Source organism: Streptomyces sp. CA-142005 (assembly GCF_050942335.1).
Taxonomy (GTDB): domain Bacteria; phylum Actinomycetota; class Actinomycetes; order Streptomycetales; family Streptomycetaceae; genus Streptomyces.
This window is the reverse complement of the sequence record NZ_CP192078.1, coordinates 7,192,739-7,214,436: the sequence shown is the minus strand read 5'-3', so window position 1 is coordinate 7,214,436 and position 21,698 is coordinate 7,192,739. Positions and strand designations below refer to the sequence as shown.

General features: G+C 72.5%; 20 protein-coding genes and 1 riboswitch. Of the genes, 7 read left to right on the top strand and 13 right to left on the bottom strand.

The genetic code is table 11. The features are described from left to right. Positions 1-2 precede the first annotated feature (2 nt). Positions 3-656 carry a response regulator transcription factor gene (locus ACQPXS_RS33605; protein ID WP_023546086.1) on the bottom strand — a complete coding sequence of 218 codons (654 nt, stop codon included), beginning with the start codon at positions 654-656 and terminating at the stop codon, positions 3-5. Positions 657-1,072: 416 nt separating this feature from the next. On the opposite strand from ACQPXS_RS33605, the gene ACQPXS_RS33600 reads away from it, so the two are divergent. Further along, entirely contained in the window at positions 1,073-1,246 is a 174-nt protein-coding gene (locus ACQPXS_RS33600) for a hypothetical protein (protein WP_023546087.1), read from the top strand. Positions 1,247-1,327: 81 nt separating this feature from the next. On the opposite strand, the gene ACQPXS_RS33595 is transcribed toward ACQPXS_RS33600, so the two are convergent. Together ACQPXS_RS33595 and ACQPXS_RS33590 are read right to left on the bottom strand one after the other, a co-directional pair. After that, entirely contained in the window at positions 1,328-2,143 is an 816-nt protein-coding gene (locus ACQPXS_RS33595) for an inositol monophosphatase family protein (protein ID WP_351805981.1), read from the bottom strand. Positions 2,144-2,151: 8 nt separating this feature from the next. Beyond that, complete coding sequence (locus ACQPXS_RS33590) at positions 2,152-3,279, bottom strand: ferrochelatase (protein WP_433453120.1); 1,128 nt, start codon at positions 3,277-3,279, stop codon at positions 2,152-2,154. 172 nt (positions 3,280-3,451) lie between these two features. Here ACQPXS_RS33590 and ACQPXS_RS33585 point away from each other — a divergent pair, with 172 nt between their 5' ends. From ACQPXS_RS33585 to sepH, 4 genes are all read left to right on the top strand, one after another. Next, positions 3,452-4,690, top strand: a complete 1,239-nt coding sequence (locus ACQPXS_RS33585) for an MFS transporter (RefSeq protein WP_433453119.1) — start codon at positions 3,452-3,454, stop codon at positions 4,688-4,690. Continuing rightward, positions 4,650-5,969, top strand: coding sequence for a D-arabinono-1,4-lactone oxidase (locus ACQPXS_RS33580; RefSeq protein ID WP_433453117.1), 1,320 nt, complete (start codon positions 4,650-4,652; stop codon positions 5,967-5,969). Before ACQPXS_RS33585 ends, ACQPXS_RS33580 begins: the two co-directional genes overlap by 41 nt. A gap of 2 nt (positions 5,970-5,971) precedes the next feature. Continuing rightward, a complete protein-coding gene (locus ACQPXS_RS33575) occupies positions 5,972-6,337 on the top strand; it encodes a hypothetical protein (protein ID WP_433453116.1) in 366 nt (121 codons plus the stop codon). 790 nt (positions 6,338-7,127) lie between these two features. Further along, positions 7,128-8,168, top strand: coding sequence for a septation protein SepH (gene sepH / locus ACQPXS_RS33570; protein ID WP_433453114.1), 1,041 nt, complete (start codon positions 7,128-7,130; stop codon positions 8,166-8,168). Between the two features lie 119 nt (positions 8,169-8,287). Here the strand turns inward: sepH and ACQPXS_RS33565 are convergent, their stop codons facing one another. Next, positions 8,288-9,139 (bottom strand): sulfurtransferase, encoded by an 852-nt coding sequence (locus ACQPXS_RS33565; RefSeq protein ID WP_433453113.1) that lies wholly within the window; start codon positions 9,137-9,139, stop codon positions 8,288-8,290. 321 nt (positions 9,140-9,460) lie between these two features. Here ACQPXS_RS33565 and ACQPXS_RS33560 point away from each other — a divergent pair, with 321 nt between their 5' ends. Continuing rightward, positions 9,461-10,252, top strand: coding sequence for a VOC family protein (locus tag ACQPXS_RS33560; RefSeq protein WP_433453111.1), 792 nt, complete (start codon positions 9,461-9,463; stop codon positions 10,250-10,252). A 32-nt stretch (positions 10,253-10,284) separates the two neighbouring features. On the opposite strand, the gene ACQPXS_RS33555 is transcribed toward ACQPXS_RS33560, so the two are convergent. From ACQPXS_RS33555 to ACQPXS_RS33535, 5 genes are read right to left on the bottom strand one after another with little or no spacing between them, the layout of a single operon-like run. Next, positions 10,285-10,935 carry a thymidine kinase gene (locus tag ACQPXS_RS33555; RefSeq protein WP_351805963.1) on the bottom strand — a complete coding sequence of 217 codons (651 nt, stop codon included), beginning with the start codon at positions 10,933-10,935 and terminating at the stop codon, positions 10,285-10,287. Between the two features lie 43 nt (positions 10,936-10,978). Beyond that, positions 10,979-12,169 (bottom strand): alkaline phosphatase family protein, encoded by a 1,191-nt coding sequence (locus tag ACQPXS_RS33550; RefSeq protein WP_433453109.1) that lies wholly within the window; start codon positions 12,167-12,169, stop codon positions 10,979-10,981. Further along, a complete protein-coding gene (locus ACQPXS_RS33545) occupies positions 12,169-12,756 on the bottom strand; it encodes a DUF5998 family protein (RefSeq protein WP_351805959.1) in 588 nt (195 codons plus the stop codon). The genes ACQPXS_RS33550 and ACQPXS_RS33545 overlap by 1 nt, the downstream gene beginning before the upstream one ends. Before the next feature lie 10 nt (positions 12,757-12,766). Next, on the bottom strand, positions 12,767-13,180 hold the full coding sequence (locus ACQPXS_RS33540; protein WP_433453108.1) for a hypothetical protein: 414 nt from the start codon (positions 13,178-13,180) through the stop codon (positions 12,767-12,769). A gap of 17 nt (positions 13,181-13,197) precedes the next feature. Beyond that, on the bottom strand, positions 13,198-16,035 hold the full coding sequence (locus ACQPXS_RS33535) for a GNAT family N-acetyltransferase (protein ID WP_433453107.1): 2,838 nt from the start codon (positions 16,033-16,035) through the stop codon (positions 13,198-13,200). Between the two features lie 178 nt (positions 16,036-16,213). Here ACQPXS_RS33535 and ACQPXS_RS33530 point away from each other — a divergent pair, with 178 nt between their 5' ends. Beyond that, complete coding sequence (locus ACQPXS_RS33530; protein ID WP_053655224.1) at positions 16,214-16,495, top strand: HPr family phosphocarrier protein; 282 nt, start codon at positions 16,214-16,216, stop codon at positions 16,493-16,495. A gap of 145 nt (positions 16,496-16,640) precedes the next feature. On the opposite strand, the gene ACQPXS_RS33525 is transcribed toward ACQPXS_RS33530, so the two are convergent. From ACQPXS_RS33525 to ACQPXS_RS33510, 4 genes are all read right to left on the bottom strand, one after another. After that, a complete protein-coding gene (locus tag ACQPXS_RS33525) occupies positions 16,641-17,327 on the bottom strand; it encodes a GntR family transcriptional regulator (RefSeq protein WP_351805953.1) in 687 nt (228 codons plus the stop codon). Between the two features lie 198 nt (positions 17,328-17,525). Continuing rightward, positions 17,526-18,272: a M23 family metallopeptidase gene (locus tag ACQPXS_RS33520; protein WP_433453105.1), complete on the bottom strand. Its 747-nt coding sequence runs from the start codon at positions 18,270-18,272 to the stop codon at positions 17,526-17,528. Between the two features lie 12 nt (positions 18,273-18,284). After that, positions 18,285-18,448, bottom strand: a riboswitch (cyclic di-AMP (ydaO/yuaA leader). 247 nt (positions 18,449-18,695) lie between these two features. Beyond that, positions 18,696-20,084 (bottom strand): M16 family metallopeptidase, encoded by a 1,389-nt coding sequence (locus tag ACQPXS_RS33515; RefSeq protein ID WP_433453104.1) that lies wholly within the window; start codon positions 20,082-20,084, stop codon positions 18,696-18,698. Continuing rightward, positions 20,081-21,475: a M16 family metallopeptidase gene (locus ACQPXS_RS33510; RefSeq protein WP_433453103.1), complete on the bottom strand. Its 1,395-nt coding sequence runs from the start codon at positions 21,473-21,475 to the stop codon at positions 20,081-20,083. The genes ACQPXS_RS33515 and ACQPXS_RS33510 overlap by 4 nt, the downstream gene beginning before the upstream one ends. Between the last annotated feature and the right edge of the window lie 223 nt (positions 21,476-21,698).

Genomic DNA, 21,698 nt, shown 5'->3' with positions numbered 1-21,698 from the left:
GATCAGATCCGGTAGCCGGAGCCGGGGACGGTGACGATCACCGGCGGCTCGCCCAGCTTGCGCCGCAGGGTCATCACGGTCACCCGCACGACGTTGGTGAACGGGTCGGTGTTCTCGTCCCACGCCTTCTCCAGCAGCTGCTCGGCCGAGACCACCGCGCCCTCGCTGCGCATGAGCACCTCCAGCACCGCGAACTCCTTGGGCGCGAGCTGGATCTCCTTGCCCTCGCGGAAGACCTCGCGGCGGTTCGGGTCCAGCTTGATGCCGGCGCGCTCCAGGACCGGCGGCAGGGGAACGCTCGTACGACGGCCGAGGGCGCGCACGCGGGCGATCAGCTCGCTGAACGCGAAGGGCTTGGGCAGATAGTCGTCGGCGCCGATCTCCAGGCCCTCGACCCGGTCGCTGACGTCACCGGAGGCCGTGAGCATGAGCACGCGTGTGGGCATGCCCAGCTCGACGATCTTGCGGCAGACGTCGTCGCCGTGCACCAGCGGGAGGTCGCGGTCGAGGACGACCACGTCGTAGTCGTTGACGCCGATGCGCTCCAGGGCGGCCGCACCGTCGTACACGACGTCGACGGCCATGGCCTCCCGGCGCAGTCCGGTGGCCACCGCATCGGCGAGCAGTTGCTCGTCCTCGACGACGAGTACGCGCACGTCGCTTGTCCTTCCTCATGTCCACCCGCGTAGCGCGCCGTGGGCGCGTGCGGGCAGGGGCGTTCGTGGGGTGTGACCTCCATCCTGCCCTTTTCGGCCGTAAGTCGGCTGTAAGGCGGGTTGTGGACCGCACAGATCCGCGCTCCGGGGCGGGAATACGAGATTTTCTCCTCCGGTTGAGGTTTCCGGGTGAGGGAGCGGGGGGAGGACGGCTTTACACCCCGCGATCACGCTCTGCATGTGCCGCAGCACCATGCGGTACTCCGCGATCCGCTTCCGCAGAGTGGGCGCGGGTGTCCGGCACCGTCGCCGCCCAGCAGGGCAGCGCTGGGCACCCGTGAGAGACGTGATCGCCCCTTTCCCAACAGGCACACCCCCGTGCCACCGACCCACGACCCAGGACGAGGGGGCGCAGCATGGACGCTTTCACCGCAGGACTTCTGCAGCGCATAAGGGCGACCGAGTCCGACCTGTCGCGGGCTCGTGACGAGGGTGACGACTTCCTCGTCGAAGTGGAGCAGGCAGAGCTCGACGACCTGCGACGCCTCGCCGCCGAACACGGTGTGGAGGTCGGCGCGTCACGCGTCTGATCGGCCCGAAAGCGCAAGAAGGGACCCCGGCGAATCCAGCGCCGGGGTCCCTTTGCGTTCAACGGCCGGGGGCGGCCGGGTTCAGTCGTGCCAGGCCCCGAACTCCTCCAGCAGCCCCTGCAGCCGCTCGAACACCTCCGGCGACCCGGCGACGGTGAGCTCTCGCGACGGCCGCTCCCCGGGCCGCCCGCCGACCAGCGCGCCCGCCTCCCGGGCGATCAGGTCACCCGCCGCGAAGTCCCACGCGTTGAGACCCCGCTCGTAGTACCCGTCGAGCCGGCCGCAGGCCACATCGCACAGGTCGACCGCAGCCGAGCCGCCGCGCCGGATGTCCCGCAGCAGCGGGATCAGCCGGCCGGCCACCTCGGCCTGGTGTGCGCGGACCTCGGCGACGTAGTTGAAGCCGGTGGAGACCAGCGCCTGGTCCAGCGGAGGCGCGGGACGGCAGGCGAGCGCCCGCTCGCCCTCCCACGCGCCGGTCGCCCACGCCCCGCCCCCGCGCACGGCGTGGTACGTCTCGCCGCGCATCGGAGCGGCGACGACCCCGACGACGCTCTCGCCGTCCTGCTCGGCGGCGATGGACACCGCCCAGGTCGGCAGCCCGTACAGGTAGTTCACCGTGCCGTCGAGCGGGTCGATCACCCAGCGGACGCCGCTGGTGCCCGCCACGGAGGCGCCCTCCTCACCGAGGAAGCCGTCGTCGGGCCGGCTGCCGGAGATCAGATCGGTGATCAGCTTCTCCGCCGCGATGTCCATCTCGGTGACGACGTCGATCGGACTGGACTTGGTCCTCGCCACGGCCAGGTCGGCCGGCCGGCCGTCCCGCAGCAGCTCACCGGCGCGGCGGGCGGCCTCCCGGGCCAGCTCCAGCAGTTCCCGGTGCAGGGGGTCGGTCACGGGTCTCCTCACGCGTAGGGGCTGTCGGCGCCGGCGGCGGCCGGGTGGGGCGCACGGGCGGGGCAGCAGCCGACCGGGCAGAGGTTGTGGCTCGCGCCCAGCGCACCCAGGGCGCACGGGGTGACGTCCTGGCCGCGCTCCACGGCGGCGCGCTCCGTGATCAGGTCACGGACGGCGGCGGCGAACCGCGGGTCGGCGCCCACGGTGGCCGAGCGGCGCACCGGCAGGCCGAGCTCCTCGGCCTTGGCCTTGGCCTCGGTGTCGAGGTCGTAGAGGACCTCCATGTGGTCGGAGACGAACCCGATGGGCGCCATGACCACGGCCGGGACGCCCGCCGCGTGCCGTTCCTCGAGGTGGTCGCAGATGTCCGGCTCCAGCCACGGGATGTGCGGGGCGCCGGAACGCGACTGGTAGACCAGCCGCCAGGGGTGGTCGACGCCGGTGCGCTCACGGACGGCGCCGGCGATCAGCTCGGCCACGTCCAGGTGCTGCTCGACGTAGGCGCCGCCCTCGCCGTGGGTCTCGGCGGGGCCGGAGGTGTCGGCGGCGGAGGTCGGGATGGAGTGGGTGGTGAAGGCGATGTGGGCGCCCGCGCGGACGTCCTCGGGGAGGTCTTCGAGGGCGCGCAGGACGCCGTCGATCATGGGCTCGACGAAGCCGGGATGGTTGAAGTAGTGCCGCAGCTTGTCGATCTTCGGCAGCGGCAGGCCCTCCGCCTCCAGGGCGGCCAGCGCGTCGGCCAGGTTCTCGCGGTACTGACGGCAGCCCGAGTAGGAGGCGTAGGCGCTGGTGGCGAGCACCAGGATGCGGCGGCGGCCGTCGGCGACCATCTCGCGCAGAGTGTCCGTCAGATACGGCGCCCAGTTGCGGTTGCCCCAGTAGACCGGCAGGTCAAGGCCGTGCTCGGCGAAGTCCTTGCGCAGGGCGTCCAGCAGGGCGCGGTTCTGGTCGTTGATGGGGCTGACCCCGCCGAACAGGAAGTAGTGCTGCCCGACTTCCTTCAGGCGTTCCTTCGGGATGCCGCGCCCGCGCGTGACGTTCTCCAGGAACGGGACCACGTCGTCCGGGCCTTCGGGGCCGCCGAAGGAGAGCAGGAGCAGGGCGTCGTACGGGGTGGCATCGAGCGCGTCTGGCATGTCTCGATCCTGCCACCCGCTGCTGACGGCCGGGAAACAGCGGGGTGACGAGTCGGATTCCAGTCGGTTTATGCCGGTTTTTCCGGCGGTCAAACGAGGTGCGATTAGGGTCACCTAACTCGTAAGCTGTATCAGCCGCATTCGCGCCTTACCGAGCCGCTTCGGAGACCACGTGCCCAGCCCCTACAGAGCCCTGTTCGCCGAACCCGGCACCCAGGCGTTCTCCGCCGCGGGATTCCTCGGCCGGATGCCGCTGTCGATGATGGGCATCGGCGTGGTCACGATGATCTCGCAGCTGACCGGGCGGTACGGGCTCGCGGGGGCGCTGTCGGCCACCATCGCGCTGTCCGCCGCGGCGATCGGGCCGCAGATCTCCCGGCTGGTCGACCGCCACGGCCAGCGCCGGGTGCTGCGTCCCGCGACCCTGGTGGCGCTCACGGCGGCGGCCGGGCTGCTGCTCGCCGCGCACTTCCGGTGGCCGGACTGGGTGCTGTTCGCCTGCGCCGCCGGGATCGGCTCCGTGCCGAGCCTCGGCGCGATGATCCGGGCCCGCTGGGCGGCGCTGTACCGGGGCACCGACAAGCTGCACACCGCGTACTCGTTCGAGTCGGTCGTCGACGAGGTCTGCTTCATCTTCGGCCCGATCATCTCCATCGGGCTGTCGACCACCTGGTTCCCGGAGGCCGGGCCGCTGCTCGCCGCCTGCTTCCTGGCCGTCGGCGTCTTCTGGCTCACCGCCCAGCGCGCCACCGAGCCGGAGCCGCACCCGCGCGAGCACCACGGCGGCGGCACGGCCCTGCGCTCGGCCGGGCTGCAGGTCCTGGTGGCCACCTTCGTGGCGACCGGCGCGATCTTCGGGTCGGTGGACGTGGTCACCGTCGCCTTCGCCGACGAGCGCGGCCACAAGGGCGCCGCGAGCGTGGTGCTGGCGCTGTACGCGGCCGGTTCCTGCGTGGCCGGGGTGGTCTTCGGGCTGGTGCGGTTCGCCGGGGCGCCGGAACGCCGCTGGCTGCTGGGCGTGGCGGCGATGGCCGTGAGTATGATCCCCCTCCTACTGGTCGGAAACCTGCCGCTTCTGGCCGTGGCGCTGTTCGTTTCGGGGCTGTCCATCGCACCGACGATGATCACGACGATGTCCCTCATCGAAGAGCACGTACCTCGCGCGCAGCTCACCGAGGGCATGACCTGGGTGAGCACCGGCCTCGCGGTCGGGGTCGCGCTCGGCTCGTCCGCGGCCGGCTCGGTGATCGACTCGGCCGGGGCGCGGGCCGGGTACGGGGTTCCGGCCGTGTCCGGGGCCGTCGCGGTCGCGGTCGGTTTCCTCGGGTACCGCCGGCTGCGCAGGCCGGCCTCGGGTCGGGGAGGCACCGTTGAGCAGCACAGCGAGCGGGAAGAACGGCACCTGGCGTAACTGGGGCGGCAACGTCTCCGCCCGGCCCGCCCGGCAGGTCGCGCCGGCGTCGGTGGCGGAGCTGGCCGCTGCGGTGCGGCGGGCCGCCGAGGACGGCCTGAAGGTGAAGGCGGTCGGGACCGGTCACTCCTTCACGTCCATAGCCGCCACCGACGGTGTCTTGATCCGCCCTCAACTGTTGACGGGCATTCGCAAGATTGACCGTGAATCCATGACGGTCACGGTCGAGGCCGGCACCCCGCTCAAGAGACTCAATGCGGCGCTGGCGCGCGAGGGGCTGTCCCTCACCAACATGGGCGACATCATGGAGCAGACCGTCTCCGGGGCCACCAGCACCGGCACGCACGGCACGGGCCGCGAGTCGGGCTCGATCGCCGCGCAGATCAAGGGACTCGAACTCGTCACGGCGGACGGCTCGGTGCTCACCTGCTCCGAGAAGGAGAACCCGGAGATCTTCGCGGCCGCCCGAATAGGTCTCGGCGCCCTCGGCATCGTCACCGCGATCACCTTCGCCGTGGAGCCGGTCTTCCTGCTCACCGCGCGCGAGGAGCCGATGCCCCTCGACCGGGTCCTCGCCGAGTTCGATCAACTCTGGGCGGAGAACGAGCACTTCGAGTTCTACTGGTTCCCGCACACCGGCAACACCAACACCAAGCGGAACAACCGCAGCGCCGGTCCCGAGCAGCCCGTGGGGCAGCTGGCCGGCTGGTTCGAGGACGAATTCCTCTCCAACGGCGTCTTCCAGGTGGCCCAGTGGGTCGGCCGCGCCGCCCCCGCCACCGTTCCCGCCATCGCGCGGATCTCCAGCAAGGCCCTGTCCGCGCGGACCTACACGGACATCCCTTACAAGGTCTTCACCTCGCCGCGCCGGGTGCGCTTCGCGGAGATGGAGTACGCCGTCCCGCGCGCGGCCCTGGCGGAGACGCTGCGCGAGCTGAAGTCCATGGTCGAACGCTCGGGGCTGCGGGTCAGCTTCCCCGTCGAGGTGCGCACCGCTCCGGCCGACGACATCACGCTGTCCACCGCCTCGGGCCGGGACAGCGCCTACATCGCCGTCCACATGTTCCGGGGGACGCCGTACCAGGCCTACTTCACCGCCGCCGAGCGGATCTTCACCGCGCACGAGGGCCGGCCGCACTGGGGCAAGGTGCACACGCGGGACGCCGAGTACTTCGCGCGCGTGTACCCGCGCTTCGACGAGTTCACCGCGCTGAGGGACCGCCTTGACCCGGAACGGCTGTTCCAGAACGACTACTTGCGGAGGGTTCTGGGGTCGTAGGCGTGTCAACGGACCCGCTGGGCGTGGGAGTCGGGGACGGGATCGGGCCGTCGCTCGTCTCCCCGCCCGGGGAGTGGCCGGGTGCCGGCGTCGAGCTGTGGGCCGTACCGCCACCGGCATCGGGCGCGTACTCGCGGGACGGAGTGCCCGAAGGCACCGGTGCCTCGTCGGACTTGGCGGGAGAGCCGGACGTGCCGGCGGAGGAGGAGCCCCGACCGGTCACCGCGTCGCTGACCGTGGTGCCCGTGCCGCCGCTGAAGCTGTTGCCGGACGCCAGTTCATACGTCGTGATGCCGGCCATCGTCACCCCGAACACGACGGCGGCCGCGATCACCGGCCGACGCCGGCTCTTCACCCGCGCGCGGTAGACGGTGCCCTCGGTGAACTCGCCCGGAGCCGGTGGCAGTTTTTCCCGGGGCCGGGCCGCGACCGTCGCCTCCCTCGGCCGCGCCACGGCGGTCGCCTCCCTCAGCTGCTCCCCGGTCCGCTTGAAGAAGTGCTGGAACAGCGTGCCCCCGCAGGTGGCGACGACACTGACGACTCCCGCCCCGAGGATCGTGCCCTACACCCCGAAGTACGACGCGAGTCCGGCCGCCACGACGGCCGCAAGGGCACTGCCCGCGACCTGGGGGACACTCAGGTCGATCCGCTTGCGACCCGCATCGGGCGTTTCACGCATACCCGGAACCTGCCCGCCTTTCCCGTACTTGATCGACATCGGGCTACCGACTGCACGAGATGGGGACGTACAGCGGAAACCATTAGTTCCGTTTCTGGGGATTGCGTGAAGTTCGCCACGTTCATGATCGGCAGAACCGGTCGCCGACGGCCAAGTCGCAAGCCTTGCCATAAGTTGGGCGGCGCGCCCATCCACGCACATGGTCCAAATGGAGTACTGTTGCGAGCCCTGGGTCCGGTCCCCACCAGGGTGTCCGCGGCCTTGAAGGACCGCCGGGAGGGGGCTAGTTGCACAGGGTGACGAATTTGGTCACTTAGCGTTGCGAACAGGTAACCGTGCCATAACGGCGGACCAGGGCCCGTGCCCGACACGCCGGGCAACTCGGCAAGGTTGTGGCAGGCTGCACCCGGGCAGGCCACACTCGACTAGCGGAAGCAGCGACGCACGTGACGTCGGCAGGCACCACCCGGGAGGTCCCCATGCCCGAACTGCGTGTCGTGGCCGTCTCGAATGACGGCACACGGCTGGTGCTCAAGGCTGCCGACGCAACGGAGTACACCCTTCCGATCGACGAACGGCTGCGCGCCGCAGTGCGCGGCGACCGGCCGCGCCTCGGGCAGATCGAGATCGAGGTCGAGAGCCATCTCCGCCCCCGTGACATCCAGGCGCGTATACGTGCCGGTGCCACCGCGGAGGAGGTCGCGCAACTCGCCGGCATCCCCGTGGACCGGGTCCGGCGTTTCGAGGGCCCCGTGCTCGCCGAGCGCGCCTTCATGGCCGAGCGTGCCCGCAAGACGCCGGTCCGCCGCCCCGGCGAGAACTCGGGTCCGCTGCTCGGCGAGGCCGTGCAGGAGCGGCTGCTGCTGCGCGGCGCCGAGAAGGACACCGTGCAGTGGGACTCCTGGCGCCGCGACGACGGCACGTGGGAGGTGCTCCTCGTCTACCGGGTCGCGGGCGAACCGCACTCGGCGAGCTGGACGTACGACCCGCCCCGGCGGCTCGTCCAGGCCGTGGACGACGAGGCGCGCTCGCTGATCGGCGAGTCCGACGACCTCGCCGTGCCCGAGCCGAGCTTCCCGTTCGTGCCGCGCATCGCCCGCCTGCCACGCGAGCGTTCGATGGACCGCGCGCTGGACCGGGGCGACCGGGAGCGGCCGACCCTGCCCGCGCAGGCGTCCGAGCCTCCCGAGGAGAGCACGGGCGAACGCGACTCGCTGACCAGCCTGCTGGAGGCGGTACCGAGCTTCCGGGGTGACCTGGTGGTCCCGGAGCGCCCGGCGGAGACGCCGGAGGAACCCGCCGGCGAACCGGCCGCCGAGGACCCGCCGGCCCCCGCCGCCTCGGCCGGTTCGGCCTACGCGGACGTCCTCATGCCCCGCTCCGTGGGCAGCCACCGCGACCGGCTGATCGGTGCCACCGACCGGCAGGCCGAGGCCGACGGCGTCCGCCCCGGCCGCCGCGCCGCCGTGCCCAGCTGGGACGAGATCGTGTTCGGCACGCGCCGCAAGAAGCAGGAGTAACCCGCCGTAGGGAAACGGAAAAGTGGGGGGGCACGCGTGCGTGCCCCCCACTTCCGGCTGCACGCGTGCGTGCCCGGCCTTCCGGCCACACGCGCGCGTGCCGCGCTGCCCGGCTGCCGCTACTGCGGGTCCGCGCCGACCGCCACCGGCCGGGACGGGTCCGAGGACCACTCCGACCAGGAACCGACGTACAGGGCCGCCGGGATGCCGGCCACCGCGAGCGCGAGGACCTCGTGCGCGCCGGAGACGCCCGAACCGCAGTACACGCCCACCTCGGCGTCCGAGGAGACGCCCAGGGCCTTGAAGCGGTCCCGCAGCTCCGCCGCGGGCAGGAAGCGGCCGTCGGGGCCCACGTTCTCCGTCGTCGGCGCCGACACCGCGCCCGGGATGTGCCCGCCGACCCGGTCGATCGGCTCCACCTCACCGCGGTACCGCTCCCCCGCCCGCGCGTCCAGCAGCACGCCCGCGCGGGCCAGGGCCGCCGCGGCATCCGCGTCCAGCAGACCCGAGGCGTCCGGCGCCGGCCGGAAGTCGCCCTCGGCCACGGCCGGCACCTCGGTGGACAGCTCGCCCTGCCAGGACGGCAATCCGCCGTCGAGAACCCGCACGTCCGGGTGACCCGTCCAGCGCAGCAGCCACCAGGCGCGCGCGGCCGCCCAGCCCTGGCCGCCGTCGTACACGACGACCGGCCGGCCGGCCGACACGCCCGCGCGGCGCATCGCGGCACCGAACTCCACGAGGTCCGGCAGCGGATGCCGGCCCCTCTTGCCGGGCTCTCCGGCCAGTTCCCGGTCCAGGTCGACGAAGACCGCGCCCGGGATGTGCCCGGCCGCGTACTCGGCCCGCCCGTCGAAGGCCGGCGCGCCCGCCGCCTTCGCCACGCTCAGCTGCCAGCGCACGTCCAGCAGCACCGGAGGGCGGTCCCCGGCGAGCTCATGTGCGAGATCGGATGCGGTGATGATGGCTGTCATGGCGCCATGCATACGCCAGGGGTGGCCGCGGCGTCCAGGTCCGGCTACTCTGCTCGGCCGGACAGGCTTGGTCACAAGGCGTATGGGATCGAGCACGTGCTGTAGAGACGGCGGACACCCGCCGGCCATCGTCAGGAAGCGGCGAAAGACGGCAGACCGGGCATCCTCCCGGAGGTGTCGCCGAGCGTCGGCGCAGTAAGTCCCGTCGCGGCGTGGAGGATGCGGGCACCGGCACGGGCGTACCCGCCGCCGGCGTGGGAGACCCCTTCCGGGGAGCGGAAGCGACATGGCCACCGCGAGGGGCCGGGGAGAGAGTGATCGATGACGGAGGCACGGGAGCCGGCCGGCCCGCACGCGCGGCGTGCGCCCGGCACGCCCTGCTGGGTGAGCCTGATGGCGCACGGACTGACCGCGACCGAGGAGTTCTACGGCGAGCTGTTCGGCTGGGAGTTCCGGCCGGGCCCGCAGCAGCTCGGCCCGTACGTGCGGGCGCTGCTCGACGGGTGCGAGGTGGCGGGCATGGGACAGCTGCCGCCGGACCGGCGGCTGCCGATCGCCTGGACGCCTTACCTCGCCTCGGACGACGTGGACCAGACGGCCGACACGGTACGGGAGTGCGGCGGCACCGTGGCGGTCGGGCCGCTGGACGCCGCCGAGGCCGGACGGATGGCCATCGCCTCGGACCCCTCCGGGGCGGTGTTCGGCATCTGGCAGGGCTCCGCGCACCTCGGCACCGCGCTCACGGGAGTGCCCGGCACACCTTCGTGGAACGAGCTGGTGACCTTCGAGACCGAGAGCGTCTCCAAGTTCTACGCGACCGTGTTCGGTTACGAGCGGGAGCCGATGGTCTCCGCCGACTTCGACTACGTGACCCTCCTTCTCGCGGGCCGCCCGGTGGCCGGACTGCACGGCGTGGGCCATGGCCTGCCCCGCGACCGCGGACCGCACTGGCAGACGTACTTCGAGGTCGCCGACGCCGACGCGACGGTACGGCAGGTGGCGGACCTCGGCGGCCGCGTCATCAGACAGCCGCAGAACAGCCCGCACGGCCGGGTGGCGACGGTGGCGGACCCGGAGGGCGCGGAGTTCTCGGTGATCGAGAGCCCGCGCTGAGTACTCCGGTCAGCCGGTGCCACGCGTCGGAGTCAGCTGGACGAGACCGGCAGGACGTCCGGCGACAGGGCCGCCGCGCGGGCCGTCGCGGCGGTCATCCGGCGGCGGTGGTGGCGCCGGCACAGCACCTCGTAGCCGATCTCGCCGGCCGCCTGGTTGACGTCGCCGACGACCACCTGGGCGCCCTCCACCACCATCTCGCCGCCTATCGTGCGGGCGTTGTGCGTGGCCCGGGCGCCGCACCAGCACAGCGCCTCCACCTGGAGCACCTCGATGCGGTCGGCCAGCTCCACCAGCCGCTGCGAGCCGGGGAAGAGCTTGGAGCGGAAGTCGGTGGTGATCCCGAAGGCGTACACGTCCAGGCCGAGATCGTCCACCACGCGCGCGAGCTGGTCGATCTGCTCGGGCGCGAGGAACTGCGCCTCGTCCGCGATCACGTAGTCGGCCCGGCGGCCCTGCGAGAGGTGGTCCACGAGGGAGGCGTACAGGTCCTGGTCGTCGGCGACCTCCACCGCGTCGGTGACCAGGCCGAGCCGGGAGGACAGCTTGCCCTCGCCCGCGCGGTCGTTCCGGGTGAAGATCATGCCGACGAGACCGCGCGCGGAGCGGTTGTGCTCGATCTGCAGAGCCAGCGTCGACTTCCCGCAGTCCATCGTTCCGGAGAAGAACACCAGCTCGGGCATGAGGAGTTGAGCACCTTTCGGCGAGTAGTCACAAAGGGGGGCGTCAGGAGCGTACTTCGAGCAGCGGGACCAGCTGCTCGGCGGGCGTCATCGAACCGTGGTTGCCGACCAGCGACGACTCCTTCGGCTCCCGCTCCGACGCGATGATCAGGACGTCGTCGTGCGCGGCCGCGACCACGTCCCCGAGCCGTGGGTACACCCGCTCGTCGACGTGCGGCCCGAACCAGCCCGCGGCGATCGCCTCGTCCCGCGAGGCCACCCAGAACTGCTCGCCGAGCACCTCGCGCCACACGGTCAGCACGTCGTTCTCGGCGCCCGGCACCGCGTACACGTGCCGCGCCCGGCCCTCGCCGCCCAGCAGGGCGACCCCGGCGCGCAGCTCCCAGTCGGTGTCGAAGTCGATGCGGTGCTCGTCGTCGAACGGGACGTCGACCATGCCGTGGTCGGCGGTGACGTAGAGCGCGCTGCGCGGCGGCAGTTGCTCGGCGAGGCGCTGGGCGAGCCGGTCGACGTACATCAGCTGGCCGCGCCAGGTGTCGGAGGCGACGCCGTAGCGGTGTCCGGCGCCGTCCAGCTCGGAGTAGTACGTGTAGACCAGCGAACGGTCCCCGGCGGCCAGTTGCTCGGCCGCGAGGTCCATGCGCTCCTCGCCGCTGAGCCGTCCGTGGAAGCTGCCGCCGCTGAGCGCGATCTTGGTGAGCGGGGTGTGCTCGAAGATGGGCGAGGTCACCTGGGCGGCGTGCACCCCGGCCGCCTGGGCCAGCTGGAAGACGGTGGGGTACGGCTGCCAGGCGCGCGGATCGGTGTACGGCTGCCAGCGGAGCTGGTTCATCAGCTCGCCGGTGCCCGGGTTGCGCACGGCGTAGCCGGGCAGGCCGTGGACCCCGGGCGGCAGGCCGGTGCCGACGGAGGCGAGGGAGACGGCGGTGGTCGCCGGGTAGCCGGCGGTGAGCGGCCGGCCGGTGCCGCCGCGCGAGGTGCCGAGCAGCGAGGTCAGGAAGGGCGCCTCGTCGGCGTGCGCCCGCAGCTGCTCCCAGCCGAGCCCGTCTATCAGCAGGACGCAGACCCGGTCGGCCGCGGTCAGCTCGGGAATCGTGGCGGTCAGTCCGGGGACGCCCAGGCCGGCGGCGAGGGTGGGCAGCAGATCGGCGAGGGAGCCGGTGCCGTACTCGGGCAGCGGCGCGGTGTGCAGGGCGAGCGGTTCCGGGTGGTCCCAGGCGGAGAGCTGGGACATCAGCGGGCGATGTCCGCGGTCGCCTCCGAGATGGCCTGGGCGAAGGCGAGCGCCTGGCGCACCGTCTCCGGGCCGTCCCCGGCCTCGCTGACGCGCAGGCTGAGGTCGTCCGCCGTGGAGCTGCCCGTGTAGCCGTGGTCGGCGTCGCAGTTGGGGTCGCCGCAGGCGGCGGGCTCCAGGTCGATGCGGCTGACAGCGCCCCAGCCGATGGTCAGCACGACCTCGCGGGGCAGGGTGCCCGGCGTGTACTGCTCGGGGTTGGCGACCACCCGGCTGACCACGACCGACGAAATCCGGCCGAGCTTCACGGACTCGGTGGAGGTGGTGGCGTACGGCGTCGGGGAGGTGCTGTCGGCGGCCTGCTCGTCGGTGTGGCTGACGATGAAGCGGTTGCCGGTGAGAACGAGCACGGTCACATGCCGCCGCACCTCGTTCTGGTCGAACGTCGTCTCCTGGTGGACCAGGTACGACTGGATGGGCTCGCCGCCCACAGCGGCCTCCACCGCCTCGGCCACGAGGGCCGGGTAGTAGCCGCTGCGCTCGATCGCCGCGCGCAGCCCCTGGGTCGTCGTACTGGTCTTGGCCATGGCGTCCATCCTAATCCGTGGGCAAGGGGGGTCCGGGCCAGTCGCGCAGACCGGGAGCGGCCTGGGCACGCACGCGTGAGCGCCGTGCGACGAGCCCCGGCAGGACGTCCAGCCCTTCCGCGGCGATCAGGCAGGAGACGGGATCGGGTCCACCGCCGTCCGCCTCGAACGCGACCACGACGGGCGGTGTTTCGCCCAGCGCGCGCCGCAGCCGTGCCGTCTCCTCGGCGGCGGGCTGACGGAAGACGGGGTCCTGGAAGGCGGAGGGGCACGAGACGAAGCCGGGGGCGGTGAAGACGATCTCCAGGCCGTGTTGATGGGTGAGGTCGTACCCGGTGGCCGGCCGCAGCTGCCCGCCGTCCCAGACGATCACTTCCCAGTCCCACCAGCTGCCCTCCGGCAGCCGCCGGCCGGCGATCTCCATCCGGTCCCCCTCCCCGGTCAGTAGGCCGGCATCGTGCGCGGCCCGAGGTCGTCGCGGGCGGGCGGGGGCGCGAGCCGTACCGTGGCGCCGAGGACGCTCACGCCGTGCGGGGCGACGACGACCGGTTCGAGGGTGACGGCGACCACCTCCGGGTGATCGTCGACCAGCCGGGACACCCGCAGCAGCAGCTCCTCCAGCGCCGGGGTGTCGACGGGTGTGGAGCCGCGCCAGCCGAAGAGCAGCGGTGCCGTACGGATCGACCGCACCAGCGAGGTCGCCTCCCGGTCGGTGACCGGGACGAGCCGGTGCGCCATGTCCCCGAGCAGCTGGGAGGCGGCCCCCGCCAGCCCGAAGGACAGCACGGCCCCGGCCGCCGGGTCGATCACGGCCCGTACGACGGTGTCGACGCCGCGCGGTGCCATGCCCTGCACCACCGGGCGCAGCTCCTCCGGCTTGCCGAACAGCTCGGCCAACTCGGCGTACGCCCGGCGCAGTTGCTCCTCGTCCGCGAGGTCCAGGCGTACGCCGCCCAGGTCGGCGCGGTGCCTGAGGTGCGGGGCGGTGGCCTTGAGGGCGACGGGGTAGCCGAGAGTGCGGGCGGCTTCGGCGGCGGTGTCGGGGGTGGGCGCGGGCAGCGCGCGCCGCACGGGGATGCCGTACTTGCCGAGCAGCTCGCAGGTCTCCGCGTCGGAGATGGTGAGCCCTTCCCCCCGCGCGAGCAGCTCGCCGATCAGCCGCGCGGCCCCCTTCTCGTCGATGTCGTCGTACTCGGGCACCTTCCCGGGATCGGCCGCCTCCCGCCGCCACTGCCCGTATCTGACGGCTTCGGCCAACGCCCGCACCGCGCGTTCGGCGGCGGGGTAGGCGGGGATGAGGTGCGTGCCCTCCGGAGGGCTGGCCGCTTCCGCTGTCGCGGTGGGCGGTCGATCCGCGGGGCGATGGGCACCGCCCTCGGTGCGGGGCGCCTTTTCAACGGCCGCGGGTGCGGTACTGGCCGCAGCCGACAGCGCCTCCGCGAGCCCCCCGAGCTCCACGTGCACCACCAGCACCGGCTTCCCCGGAACGGCAGCCGCGGCCGACCGCAACGCCTCGGCCAGCTCCGCGTCCCCCGGCGACGCCTCCCCGATCGCGGGGATCGCCGTCACCACGACGGAGTCGCACGTCTCGTCGGCCAGCGCGGCGCCCAGCGCCCGATGGAAGTCCTGCGCCGTCGCCCCGGTCGTCAGGTCCAGCGGACGCGAAGGCCGCAGGCCCTCCGCCAGACACCGGTCGTACGTCAGCACGCCCAGCGACTCGGAGTTCCCCAGGATCGCCACCCTCGGCCCCGCCGGCAGCGGCTGCCGGGCGAGCAGCAGTCCGGCGTCCACCAGCTCGGTGATCGTGTCGACCCGGATCACCCCGGCCTGCCGCAGCAGGGCGGAGACGGTGGCGTGCGGCAGCCGGGTGGCGCGGACCGCGTGCCCCGGCGGCGCGGAACCGTCCCCCTGCACCACGACCAGCGGCTTCGCCGCCGCCGTCCGGCGCGCGAGGCGGGTGAACTTGCGGGGGTTGCCGATGGACTCCAGGTACATGAGGGCGACGTCGGTCTCGGGGTCGTCGTACCAGTACTGGAGGACGTCGTTGCCGGAGACGTCCGCGCGGTTGCCGGCGGAGACGAAGGTGGACACGCCGGTGACCCCCGTGACCCCGCCCCCGCGCCGGTGCAGCCGGGACAGCAGGGCGATGCCGATGGCGCCGGACTGGGCGAACATGCCGATGCGGCCGGGGCGGGGCATCTCCGGGGCGAGGGACGCGTTCAGCCGGACGTCGGGCGCGGTGTTGATGATCCCGAAGGCGTTCGGGCCGATGATCCGCATGCCGTACGCGCGTGCCTGCCGCACGAGGGCCCGCTGCCGCTCGCGCCCCTCGGGCCCGCTCTCGGCGTACCCGGCGGAGAGCACGACGAGCCCCTGCACTCCGTGCTCTCCGCACTCGGCGACCACGGCGGGCACGTGCTCGGCCGGCACGGCGACCACGGCGAGGTCCACCGGACCGCCGATGTCCCGCACGCACCGGTACGCCGGCACCCCGTCGACCTCGCCGAGGTCCTCCGGGAAGGCCTTGTTCACGGCGTGCAGCAGGCCGCCGTAGCCGGCGTCCCGGATGTTGCCGAGGACGCTGCGGCCGACGCCGCCGGGGGCGCGGCCGACGCCGACGACCGCCACCGAGCCGGGCATGAGCAGGCGCCGCACCGAACGGGCCTCGGCGCGCTGCTCCCGCGCGCGCTGCACGGCGAGGGAGCGGTCGGTGGGTTCGAGGTCGAACTCCAGACGGACGACGCCGTCCTCGAAGCTGCGCTTCTGGGTGTAGCCGGCGTCCGTGAACACCTTGATCATCTTGGTGTTGGCGGGCAGCACCTCGGCGGCGAAGCGGCGGATGCCGCGCTCGCGGGCGACGGCCGCGATGTGCTCCAGCAGGGCGGAGGCGACGCCGCGGCCCTGGTGGGCGTCCTGCACCAGGAAGGCGACCTCGGCCTCGTCGGCGGGCGCGGTGGCGGGCATGCCGTCGGCGCCGATGCGGTCATAGCGTACGGTGGCGATGAACTCGCCGCCGATGGTGGCCGCGAGTCCCACCCGGTCCACAAAGTCGTGGTGCGTGAAGCGGTGGACGTCCTTGGCGGAGAGCCTGGGGTACGGCGCGAAGAAGCGGTAGTACTTCGACTCGTCCGAGACCTGCTCGTAGAAGCTGACCAGGCGGTCGGCGTCATCAACGGTGATGGGCCTGATGCGCGCGGTACCACCGTCGCGCAGCACCACGTCCGCCTCCCAGTGGGCGGGGTACTGGTGCCGGTCCTGCCGGTCCGCCGAGGTCTGCATGGGCCCCAGAGTACGGCTCGCGTCCGACAACGGCGCAGGGCAGTCTGTGGAGGACGGAAGCCGGAACCGAGGCCGCGGTTCCGGCGCCACACCGGGGCGGACGAAGGTCCGCTCCGGGCACGCTTCGCGATATGGGAAACTGGTCTAGACAACCCTGAAGACTGAAGGGCAGCAACACATGGCTGAGCGCCGCGTCAACGTCGGCTGGGCCGAGGGCCTCCACGCCCGCCCCGCCTCCATCTTCGTCCGAGCCGCCACGGCCGCAGGCGTCCCGGTGACGATCGCCAAGGCCGACGGCAACCCCGTCAACGCGGCCTCCATGCTGGCCGTCCTGGGCCTGGGCGCCCAGGGCGGCGAAGAGATCGTGCTGGCCTCCGACGCCGAGGGCGCGGACGTCGCCCTGGACCGTCTGGCCAAGCTGGTCGCCGAGGGCCTCGAGGAACTGCCCGAGACGGTCTGAACAGCAGCACGCTGATACGCCGGAGCCGCGTCGCCTTTTCGGGCGGCGCGGCTCTGTGTTTCCGGGCTCATTGCGCGCACACCGGAATCAGGGCAGCGAAAATACGGCGCAGCCGAATTACTCTTCTTTGTATACGGCGTCCGTGTTAATGCCGGAGGCCCGACATGTTTACGGCGTGTTGCGAAGTCCTCACACGCTCGCCGGCCCCGGAAAAGCGCAGCCGGTGCACGGCCGTCGCGCGCTCGGTGTGCAGCGCCGTGAGCGCCCGCGCACGCTCGCCGTCGCCGCGCGCCACCGCGTCGACGATGGCGCCGTGTTCCGCCCAGTAGTCCACCGGGCTCGGCGGCGCCTCCACCGCGTACATCCAGGCGATCTTGTGCCGCAGCTGGGTGAGCATCGTGGTCAGCGAGGGGCTGCCACAGGCCTGGGCGAGCGTCTCGTGGAACCAGCCGCCCAGCGAGCGCAGATCCTCGCTGTGTCCCCGTCTGGCCCGCTCCTGGCCCAGCCTGACCAGGCCGCGCAGCACTTTCAGATGGGCCTCGGTGCGCCGCTGGGCGGCCCGGGCGGCCCCGAGCGGCTCCAGCAGCAGGCGCATCTCCAGCAGGTCGGCGGCCTCCTGCTCGGTCGGCTCGGCCACGCACGCGCCCGCGTGCCGGCGGGTCACCACGAAGCCCTCAGCCTCCAGGGTGCGCAGGGCTTCGCGGACGGGGACGCGCGAGACGCCGTAGCGGCGGGCGAGGACTTCCTCGGTCAGCCGGCCGCCGCGCTCGTAGACACCCGCGACGATGTCGTCCCGGATGGCCGTGCACACCGAGTGCGCCGGAATACGCATGACCGACCTCCGCCTTAATCCCCGTGAAACGTCGACGATGGACGCGTGTTCCGTGACTCTATTCCAATGAGCCGGAATTTCCGACGGCGGGTCGGAATCCATGGATATTTTTTGGTCAGCGGGCCGGGTCGCGGCCGTGAAAAACGACGAAAGCCCCGGCTCGGTGAGCCGGGGCTTCGCATGCCGCGCGCGGGGGCGTCAGACGTTCACGCCGTGCTTGCGGAGGTAGGCGACGGGGTCGACGTCCGAGCCGTAGTCGGGGGTCGTACGGGCCTCGAAGTGCAGGTGCGGGCCGGTGGTGTTGCCGGTCGCGCCGGACAGGCCGATCTGCTGGCCCGGGGTGACCTGCTGGCCCACCGAGACGCCGATGGACGACAGGTGGCCGTACTGGGTGTACATGCCGTCGGCCATCCTGATCACGATCTGGTTGCCGTACGCGCCGCCCCAGCCGGTGGAGACGACGGTGCCGGCGCCGACCGCGTGCACGGGGGTGCCGCTCGCCGCGTGGAAGTCGATGCCGGTGTGCGAGCCGGAGGACCACAGGGAGCTGCTGGCCCGGTAGCCGGTGGAGACGTAGGAGTTCGTGATCGGGGCGACGAAGGTGTTCAGCAGGCGCTTGCGCTCGGCCTCCCGGGCGGCGCGGGCCCTGGCCTCGCGCTCCTCCTTCGCCTTCTTGGCGGCGGCCTCCTCGGCCGCCTTCTGCTCGGCGGCCTGCCGCTGCGCGGCGGCCTGCGCGGCGATGTGCTCGGCCACGTCGTCGCTCAGGGTGAGGACCGGTGTGAGGCCGGTCTGCTCCACGGTGTTCTCGGCGGCGAGCGCCGGGGAGGCGGCGAGGGTGCCGATGACACCGGTGGTGGTGAGGGCCGCGATGCCCGCCGCCTGAGCGGTGGTGCGCTTGACCCGGCCGGGCTTGCGGTGCTTCCCGGTGGCGCACATGAACGCCATGGAGTGGCTGGTCCTTTCCTTCCCTCTCGCCTACCGGGTTAGCTGACGGGTTCGGAGCAGGAAGGTCTCCTACGGGCTCCCTCGCGGCTCGCGCTGGCGCCCGATTCACCCCAGGGACTGCGTGGGTCCCCGGCTCCCCTGGCTCGCGCCGTACGGGGACTCGGCGATGACTGTCCGGTGCCGCGGGTGCGGCGCACTGCCCGACGAACAGCCTGGGCGACGCTACGTAAGCCAGCTTGGGAACCCCAAACCGATCCGGGCTTTTGTAGCGCATGCCACAGGGCAGACAGGCAACCTCCGCCTCAAATCGGGCATCTGGGGTAGGGCTGGGAAACGGCAGGGGCCCTGACGGTCCGTAGACCGTCAGGGCCCCACGCGCGCGTGCGGCCTCCCGGGCGCACCCGGCCGCCGCGACGGCGCGCTCTACTCGGCCGCCACCACGGTCACTTCACCGATGCCGAGCGCCTCCACCGGCGCCTTGATCTGGGAGGCGTCGCCGACGAGGACGGTCACCAGGCGGTCCACCGGGAAGGCGTTCACGACGGCCGCCGTGGCCTCCACCGTGCCCGTCGCGGCCAGCTGCTGATACAGCGTCGCCTGGAAGTCGTCGGGCAGGTGCTGCTCGACCTGGTCGGCCAGCGTGCTCGCCACGGCCGCCGCGGTCTCGTACTTCAGCGGCGCCACCCCGACGAGGTTCTGCACGGCCACGTCCCGCTCGGCGTCGGTCAGGCCCTCCGCCGCGAGGGTGCGCAGCACCTTCCACAGGTCCTCCAGCGCCGGGCCGGTGTTGGGGGTGTCCACGGAACCGCTGATGGCGAGCATCGACGCGCCCGTGCCGTCCGGCGCGGACCTGAGGACCTGGCCGAACGCGCGCACACCGTAGGTGTAGCCCTTCTCCTCGCGCAGGACGCGGTCCAGGCGGGAGGTGAGCGTGCCGCCGAGGCAGTAGGTGCCGAGCACCTGGGCGGGCCACACGCGGTCGTGCCGGTCGGGACCGACGCGGCCGATGAGCAGCTGTGTCTGCACGGCGCCGGGCCGGTCCACGATGACCACGCGCCCGGTGTCGTCGGCGGTCACCGGAGGCACGGGCCGCGGCTCGCCCGCGGTGCCGGTCCAGGCGCCCAGCGTGTCGCCGAGCAGCGCGTCCAGGTCGACGCCGGTGAGGTCGCCGACCACGACCGCGCTGGCCGTGGCGGGGCGTACGTGCCGGCCGTAGAAGGCGCGTACGGCGTCGGCGTCGATCTTCTCGACCGTCTCCTCGGTGCCCTGGCGGGGACGCGACATGCGCGAGACCAGCGGGAACAGCTCCTTGGAGAGCTCCTTGGCGGCCCGGCGGGAGGGGTTGGCCAGCTCGTGCGGGATCTCGTCCAGGCGGTTGCGGACCAGCCGCTCCACCTCGCTGTCGGCGAATGCGGGCGCGCGCAGCGCGTCGGCGAGCAGGCCGAGGCCCTTGGCCAGGCGGGAGGCCGGGACCTCCAGGCTGAGCCGGACGCCGGGGTGGTCGGCGTGCGAGTCCAGCGTGGCACCCGCGCGCTCCAGCTCGGCGGCGAACTCCTCGGCGGAGTGCTTGTCGGTGCCCTCGGAGAAGGCCCGCGCCATGATCGTGGCGACGCCGTCCAGGCCGGCCGGCTCGGCGTCCAGGGGCGCGTCCAGCAGCACCTCGACGGCGACGACCTGCTGGCCGGGGCGGTGGCAGCGCAGCACCGTCAGGCCGTTGTCGAGCGCGGCGCGCTCGGGGGCCGGAAACGCCCAGGGCTTGGCTTCGCCGGCCTGCGGCTGGGGATGGAAGTCCATGGTGGCGAGCTCGGTCACTTGGCCGTCTCCTTGTTCTCGTTACCGGCCTCTACGGTGGCTTCCTGCTCCGGGTCCTCGGGGACGTCGGCGTCCGGGGCCTGCTCCGGGGACTTCGGCTCGTAGACCAGGACCGCGCGGTTGTCGGGACGCAGGCGGGCCTTGGCGACCTCCTGGACCTCCTCCGCGGTCACCTCGAGGACGCGCTTGACGGCGGTGAGGGCGAGCTGCGGGTCGCCGAACAGGACGGCGTAGCGGCACAGTTCGTCGGCCCGGCCGGCGACCGTGCCCAGCCGGTCCAGCCACTCGCGCTCCAGCTGGGCCTGGGCCCGCTCCATCTCCTCGGGCGTGGGGCCCTCCTCGGCGAACCGGGCCAGCTCCTCGTCGATGGCGGTCTCGATGACCGGCACCTCGACGTCACCGGAGGTCTTCACGTCCAGCCAGCCCATGGAGGGAGCGCCGGCCAGGCGCAGCAGGCCGAAGCCGGCCGTGACGGCCGTACGGTCGCGGCGCACCAGCCGGTTGTACAGGCGGGAGGACTCGCCGCCGCCGAGGATGGTCAGGGCGAGGTCGGCGGCGTCGCACGCGCGCGTGCCGTCGTGCGGCAGCCGGTAGGCGGCCATCAGGGCGCGCGCCGGGACCTCCTCGACGACGACCTCGCGCTTCTGCTCGCCGATGACGTCCGGCAGGGAGCCCTCGCGGGGTGCGGGCTTGCCGTCGTGGGACGGGATCGACCCGAAGTACTTCTCGATCCAGGCGAGGGTCTGCTTGGGGTCGATGTCGCCGACCACGGAGAGCACCGCGTTGTTGGGCGCGTAGTAGGTGCGGAAGAACCGGCGGGCGTCCTCCAGGGTGGCCGCGTCCAGGTCCGCCATCGAGCCGATCGGCGTGTGGTGGTAGGGGTGGCCCTCCGGGTACGACAGGGCGGTCAGCCTCTCGAAGGCGGTGCCGTAGGGCACGTTGTCGTAGCGCTGGCGGCGCTCGTTCTTGACGACGTCCCGCTGGTTCTCCATGGACTCGTCGTCCAGGGCGGCCAGCAGCGAGCCCATCCGGTCGGCCTCCAGCCAGAGGGCGAGCTCCAGCTGGTGCGCGGGCATGGTCTCGAAGTAGTTGGTGCGCTCGAAGCTGGTCGTGCCGTTGAGCGAGCCGCCGGCGCCCTGTACGAGCTCGAAGTGACCGTTGCCCTTGACCTGCGCCGAGCCCTGGAACATCAGGTGCTCGAAAAGGTGAGCCAGGCCGGTGCGCCCCTTGACTTCGTGGCGGGAGCCGACGTCGTACCAGAGGCAGACCGCCGCCACCGGGGTCAGGTGGTCCTCGGACAGCACCACGCGCAGACCGTTGGCCAGGCGATGCTCGGTCGCTGTCAGGCCCCCGGAGCCTGCCTCGGCTGTGGTCGTGTGACCCATGGGCATGTACATCCCTTCGCGAGCGGAGGCGGTTGTGAAAACCGCGGTTTTCCTGCCGTTCCTGCCACTGTATGCAAACCGTGCGGGGCCTCGGCGAAGTTCCGGCGGGACGTACGCCCACAGCGGATCCCGTAACCTGCGACTCGCGTGCCCGCAGGACGGCCGGCGGGCACTGTGCGGTGCCGGTCCGGTGTGCCTTGCGGTGCCGGGCGGACCGCGGAAGACCGGG